Origin of the sequence: Micrococcus sp. UYEF5 (genome assembly GCF_040546065.1) — a bacterium.
GTDB classification, from domain to species: domain Bacteria; phylum Actinomycetota; class Actinomycetes; order Actinomycetales; family Micrococcaceae; genus Micrococcus; species Micrococcus luteus.
Genome location: NZ_JBEPNB010000022.1, coordinates 1 through 6,265, shown reverse-complemented (window position 1 = coordinate 6,265; position 6,265 = coordinate 1). Strand labels below are relative to the sequence as shown.

At 70.7% G+C, this 6,265-nt stretch carries 5 protein-coding genes and 1 pseudogene; all 6 read left to right on the top strand.

Translation table 11 applies throughout. The features are described from left to right. Nucleotides 1-82: 82 nt before the first annotated feature. A complete protein-coding gene (locus ABIB16_RS11155) occupies nucleotides 83-1,453 on the top strand; it encodes a TnsB C-terminal domain-containing protein (protein ID WP_084776534.1) in 1,371 nt (456 codons plus the stop codon). Beyond that, nucleotides 1,440-2,363: an AAA family ATPase gene (locus tag ABIB16_RS11150; RefSeq protein ID WP_081994409.1), complete on the top strand. Its 924-nt coding sequence runs from the start codon at nucleotides 1,440-1,442 to the stop codon at nucleotides 2,361-2,363. The genes ABIB16_RS11155 and ABIB16_RS11150 overlap by 14 nt, the downstream gene beginning before the upstream one ends. A 228-nt stretch (nucleotides 2,364-2,591) precedes the next feature. Then, entirely contained in the window at nucleotides 2,592-4,037 is a 1,446-nt protein-coding gene (gene merA, locus ABIB16_RS11145) for a mercury(II) reductase (RefSeq protein WP_354436288.1), read from the top strand. Between the two features lie 75 nt (nucleotides 4,038-4,112). Beyond that, entirely contained in the window at nucleotides 4,113-5,501 is a 1,389-nt protein-coding gene (locus ABIB16_RS11140) for an FAD-dependent oxidoreductase (protein ID WP_044658719.1), read from the top strand. A 94-nt stretch (nucleotides 5,502-5,595) separates the two neighbouring features. Then, entirely contained in the window at nucleotides 5,596-5,985 is a 390-nt protein-coding gene (locus tag ABIB16_RS11135) for a heavy metal-responsive transcriptional regulator (RefSeq protein ID WP_029603659.1), read from the top strand. Between the two features lie 181 nt (nucleotides 5,986-6,166). After that, nucleotides 6,167-6,265, top strand: a pseudogene (locus ABIB16_RS11130) (Cd(II)/Pb(II)-sensing metalloregulatory transcriptional regulator CmtR); the annotation flags it as partial.

Genomic DNA, 6,265 nt, shown 5'->3' with positions numbered 1-6,265 from the left:
AAGCAGGCCCTCGCCCAGCTCGCCGCGGCCTACCCCGACCGGATCAACCCCTACCTGTGACCACCCCGCTTACACAGACAAGTTGACACGCCCGGTCTCGGTCCGCACCCTGCAGCGCTGGGCCGCCGAATACCGGGCGGACTCCTCCGCGGCCGGCTTGCAGCGCAAGGCCCGCAGCGACCGCGGCCAACGCCGGCTGCCTGCGGAGCTGATCGCGGTGATCGAGGCCCTGGCGCTGCGCCGCCCGGCGCCGACGACCAGGTTCATCCACCGCCGGGTGTGCGATCTGGCCCCGGAGCGCGGCTGGGCACCCCCGAGCTACTCGAGCGTGCGCAGCGTGATCGCCGCGATCGACCCCGGGCTGCGCACCCTGGCCCTGGAGGGAGACACCGCCTACCGGGACCGATACGAGCTGGTGCACCGCCGGTCGGCGGTGAGGCCCAATGAGCAGTGGCAGGCCGACCACACCCTGCTCGACGTGGCGATCCTCGACAACCGGGGGCGCCCGGTGCGGCCGTGGCTGAGCGTGATCCTCGACGACTACTCCCGCGCGGTCGCCGGCTACACCGTCTTCACCGGCGCCCCGAATGCCGAGCAGACCGCCCTGGCCCTGCACCAGGCCGTGCGAGCCAAGCCCGACCCGCGGTGGCCGGTCCAGGGGTTGCCCGAGGTGCTCTACAGCGACCACGGGGCCGACTTCACCAGCACCCGGCTGGACCGGGTCTGCCTGGACACCCACATCCGGCTCATCCACTCCCGCGTCGGGGTCCCGCAGGGGAGGGGCAAGATCGAACGCTTCTACGGCACGATCACCACCGAGGTGCTCCCGCACCTGCCCGGGCACATCCCGCACGGCACCGGCGGCACCCCCACCTCACCACCTGCCCTGAGCCTGGAGCAGCTCGACGCAGTGGTCCAGCGCTACCTGATCGAGGACTACCACGCCCGGGTGCACTCCGAGACCGGACAGGCCCCCGCCGCCCGCTGGATCGGGGCCGGGTGGATCCCGCGCACCCCGGCCCGGGGCGAGGATCTCGACCTGCTGCTGCTCACCGCTGCGACCACCCGCATCGTCCAGCGCGACGGCATCCGCTTTCAAGGCACCCGCTACATCTGCCCGGTGCTGGCCGCCTACGTCAGTGAGACCGTGACCATCCGCTACGACCCCCGCGACGCCGGCGAGGTGCGCGTCTACCACCAGGACACCTACCTGTGCCGGGCGATCGCCCCCGAACTGGCCGCTGAGACCATCACCCTCCAACAGCTGCAGCAGGCCCGGGGCGCCCGACGCGCCGCGCTCAAGCAGCAGCTGCGCGCCCGGCGCAGCCTCGCCGACGCCCTGCCCGCCGACGACCGCTGGGCACCACCACCCGCCCCGGCGCCGGGCCCGACGGCAGACCCGCCGGCGGAGCCGGCGCCCCGACACCGGTTGCGGACCTATGCCACCGACTGAGCCCGACTCCTCCCGGAGCCTGCTGGGCAAGGACGACGACGGCCGGCGCTTCCTCTCCGGCACGTTCGGGGAAATCGCAGCCTTGGGCCCACCCCCGGACCCCGCATCACCCCTGCTCCTTCCCACCCGGGAGCACCGCCGTTTCACCGAGTTCGCCGACACCGTCCGCGCCCACCGCTACATCGGCCTGTGCTGGGGCCCACCCGGGGTCGGCAAGACCCTCTCGGCCCGCCACTACGCCGGGGCCCCGCAATGGGAGCAGTGGCAAAGAGACCTGGGCGAGGACCGCGAGCCCGGCCCCATCCCTGAGCAGGTCCTGCAGGCCCGCACCGCGCTGTGGACCCCGACCGTCACCGCCAGCCCCCGACAGGTCGACCAAGCCCTCCCGCGGGCCTGCCAACAGATCTCCTACGCCATCGACTACCACCACCACGGCCGCGTCGACCCGTTCGTGCACCCCGACTCGCGTTCCTCCGGGCTCACCGAGCTGCTCATCATCGACGAGGCCGACCGGCTCAAGACCACCGGCCTGGAACAGGTCCGCGACTACTACGACCGCCACACCCTCGGGGTGATCCTCATCGGAATGCCCGGCATCGACAAACGCCTGGCCCGTTACCCCCAGCTCTACAGCCGTGTGGGCTTCGCCCACGAATACCGCCCCCTCACCCCCGAAGAGCTCACCGCCGTCCTGAACCGCCGCTGGCACACCGACGGACTCGCCGGCGAGGACGACGAGTTCACCCAGGCGGTCGCGATCGCCACCATCGCCCGGATCACCGGCGGCAACTTCCGTCTCGTCGACCGCCTCCTCACCCAGATCCAACGCATCCTCACGATCAACCAGTTGGCCACCGTCACCCCCGAAGTGGTCGAAGCCGCCCGCGAGTCACTCCTGATCGGTCACTGAGCACACGGGCCGGCCACCAGCTCCTGAGATCCACCGGCCAGGCAATCGCCTCTGGCAGCGACTCCTCGAAAGGGCCCCCGGGTCTGGGGCACATACGGTCGTGCACATGACATTGCCGCGGTGACGTCTTGACCTTCCTCTTCAGGGGAAGGTGCAGGCTGGGCACAGCACAGCACCGCACACAGACGGCCCGTCGGGGCCTTCATCACGGACTTACGGAGGCCGGTCATGCCTGAGACGGGAACGCACGAAGTGGACCTGGCGATCATCGGTTCCGGCGGTGGTGCGTTCGCCGCCGCGATCCGGGCCACCAATCTCGGCAAATCAGTGGTGATGATCGAGCGTGCCACGGTCGGGGGCACCTGCGTGAACACCGGGTGCGTGCCGTCGAAGGCGCTGCTGGCCGCCGCCGAGGCCCGCCACGTGGCGCTGGACGCCACAGGACGGTTCCCCGGTCTGAGCACGTCGGCCGCCGGGGTGGACATGCCCGGGCTAATCGTCGGCAAGGACGCGCTGGTGGAGGGAATGCGCTCGGACAAGTACCTGGATCTGATCGCCGACTACGGCTGGGAACTGGCCACCGGCGAAGCGGTGTTCACCGGCACCGCCGAGGATCCGGCGCTGGAGGTCACCGGAGCCGACGGTTCCTGCCGCCGGGTGCGGGCGGCCCACTATCTGGTGGCCACCGGCTCCACCCCGATCGTCCCGGAGATCGAGGGTCTGGATCAGGTGGAGTATCTGACGTCGACCACGGCCATGGAGTTGGACGAGGTGCCGGAATCGCTGCTGATCATCGGTGGCGGGTACGTGGGCCTGGAGCAGGCTCAACTCTTCGCCCGCCTGGGCTCGATGGTCACCATGGTCGTGCGGTCCCGGCTGGCCTCCCATGAGGAACCCGAGGTCTCCCGGACCCTGAGGGGCGTGTTCGCCGAGGAGGGCATCCGGGTGATCCCCCGGGCCACCGTCTCCTCCGTGACGCCCGACCGGGACACCGGGGAGGTGGTGGCCACCGTCACGGGCCCGGGCGGGCAGGACACCCTGCGGGCGGGCCGGCTCATGGTCGCGGTCGGGCGCCGTCCGGTCACCGAGAACCTGGGCCTCGGCTCGGTCGGGGTGGACACCGGGGCGCGCGGGGAGATCCTCGTCGACGCCCGGATGGCGACCTCGAATCCGAAGGTGTGGGCGGCCGGGGATGTGACCGGGCACCCCCAGTACGTCTACGTGGCCTCGGCCCACGGGGTCACCGCGGTGGAGAACGCCTTCCACCACACCGGCCAGCAGATCGACTACACCCACCTGCCGCGGGTCACTTTCACCTCCCCGGCCATCGCGGCGGTGGGCATGACCGACCAGCAGGCCCGGGAAGCCGGCCTCCGGTGTGAATGCCGGGTGCTGCCCCTGGAGTACGTGCCCAGGGCGCTGGTCAACCGTGACACCCGCGGGTTCGTGAAGATGGTCGCCGAGGCCGAGACTGGGCGGATCGTGGGTATCACCGCGGTGGCCAAGGACGCCGGGGAGCTTGCCGCGGCCGGGGTCTACATCTTGTCCGCGGGCATGACGGTGGATCAGGTCTCCACCCTGTGGTGCCCGTACCTGACGATGGCCGAAGGCCTCAAGATCGCCGCCCAGTCCTTCCGCACCGACGTCTCCAAACTCTCCTGCTGCGCCGCGTGAGGATCGGTCGGCCTCGAGCATCGAGCACAGCCGGGAGCTGACGACTCAGCAGGCACTGTAACGGAAGGGGAAGTCATGGCCCAGAGGTTGATCGTCATCGGTGGGGACGCCGCGGGGATGAGCGCGGCCTCCGCCGCCCGCCGCCAGCTGCCCCAGGACCAGTTGGAGATCGTGGCCTTCGAGCGGGGCCACTACACCTCGTATTCGGCCTGCGGGATCCCGTACTTCATCGGCAAGGACGTCGCCGACACCACGGAGCTGATCGCCCGTACCCCGCAACAGTTCCGCGACCACCACGCCATCGACGCCCGCACCGGTCACGAGGTCCTGGAGATCGACCTGCACCGCCGCGCCGTGCTCGTGCGCGACCTGACCGCCGGCCGGGAGGCCTGGGAGGGTTTCGATCAGCTCATGGTCGCCACCGGGGCCACCCCGGCCCGCCCGCCACTGCCCGGGATCGATGCGGCCGGTATCCACGGGGTGCAGACCCTCGACGACGGCCTGGCCCTGCGGGCGGTGCTGGAGCGGGACCGGCCGGGCCGGGCGGTGGTCGTCGGGGCCGGCTACATCGGCCTGGAACTGGCCGAGGCCCTGTCCGCCTGGGGCGTGGACATCACCGTGATCGGACGCCCCCCGGCCCCACTGCCGGGCCTGGACCCGGACATGGGCGCGCTCATCGCCACCGCGATGGAAGGGTACGGGATGGAGGTGCGGATGGAGGAGACCGTCACCGGCTTCGAGACCCACACCGGGAAGGTCACCGCCGTGGTCACCGATCAGGCCACCATCCCCACCGAGCTGGTGATCCTCGGCCTGGGGGTGACCCCGAACACCACCCTGGCCGCCGACGCCGGGATCCCCCTGGGCGAGACGGGGGCGATCGCCGTGGACCGCCGGCTGCGCACCGGCATCGAGGGGGTGTGGGCCGGCGGGGACTGCGTGGAGAAGTTCCACCGCGTCTCCCGCCGCCACGTGGCCCTGCCGCTGGGTACCCACGCGAACAAGGAGGGCCGCACCGCCGGGATCAACCTCGGCGGCGGCTACGCCACCTTCCCCGGGGTGCTCGGCACCGCCGTGACCAAGATCTGCGACATCGAAGTCGGACGCACCGGCCTCGGCGAGGTCGAAGCGCAGGCGGCCGGCTTCGACCCCGTCACCGCCGTGGTCGACTCCACCACCCGGGCCGGCTACTACCCCGGGGCCAAACCCATCCGCACCAAACTCATCGCCGAACGCGGCACCGGACGGCTGCTCGGCGCCCAGATCGTCGGGGAAGAAGGCGCGGCCAAGCGCATCGACGTGCTCTCCGTGGCGCTGTGGCACGAGACCCCGGTGGAAGAGCTGCTCAACATCGACCTCTCCTACGCCCCGCCGTTCTCCCCGGTGTGGGACCCGGTGCTCATCGCCGCGCGCAAGACCTGGCAGGCCGTCGAGACCGACCGCGCCCGCACCGAACCCGGATGACCACCGGCCCCTCCAGGGGCAGGCAGTGCCCTGCCCCCGGAGCCTTCCTCTACCGTGGAAGGCCACAGACCAGTCCAGGATCGAGGTGCGCACCGTGCGGATCGGTGAAGCGGCCGCAGCCGCCGGCATGACCACCAAAGCCCTACGGTTCTACGAACAGCACGGGCTGCTGCCCCCGGTGCACCGCGGCCCCAACGGGTACCGCGACTACCCACCCGAGGCCCTCGCCCGCCTGCAGTTCATCCGCCGAAGCAAGGCCGCCGGACTCAGCCTGGCCGAGATCCGGAACATCCTGCAGATCCGCGACGCCGGGCAGGCCCCCTGCGCCCACGTAGCCGCACAGCTCGCCCAGCAACTCACCGACCTCGACCAGCACATCGCTGAGCTCACCGCCCTGCGGGCCTCCGCGGCCGAGCACTACCAGGCCGCCTCCCAAGGCGACCCCACCCAGTGCGATCCCGCCCAAATCTGCAGCTACCTCTGAGCCCACAGCCGCACCACGGCCGCCAAATACCTCTGTCAGAACACCGCCATTCACCGTCGACAGTCACAACGTCGTCGAGGACTGAGCTCGCTCGACGTACGGTGAAGGATCCCCTTACGGGCATGCGATCTGGGCTGACGCCTGTGATCGAGTGTTCAGTTTGCGCTGTATAGTTCAGTCCATGCTGACTATTGCTTCGCGTCTCGACGTGATGAACCGCCTGGGTCGTGCACTGGCCGACCCCACTCGATCCCGGATCATCTTGACCCTGCTCGACCAT

Excerpts from the sequence above, each read along its gene's own strand:
- merA (WP_354436288.1), top strand. The coding sequence starts at position 2,592 with ATGCCTGAGACGGGAACGCACGAAGTGGACCTGGCGATCATCGGTTCC.
- ABIB16_RS11150 (WP_081994409.1), top strand. The coding sequence starts at position 1,440 with ATGCCACCGACTGAGCCCGACTCCTCCCGGAGCCTGCTGGGCAAGGAC.
- ABIB16_RS11140 (WP_044658719.1), top strand. The coding sequence starts at position 4,113 with ATGGCCCAGAGGTTGATCGTCATCGGTGGGGACGCCGCGGGGATGAGC.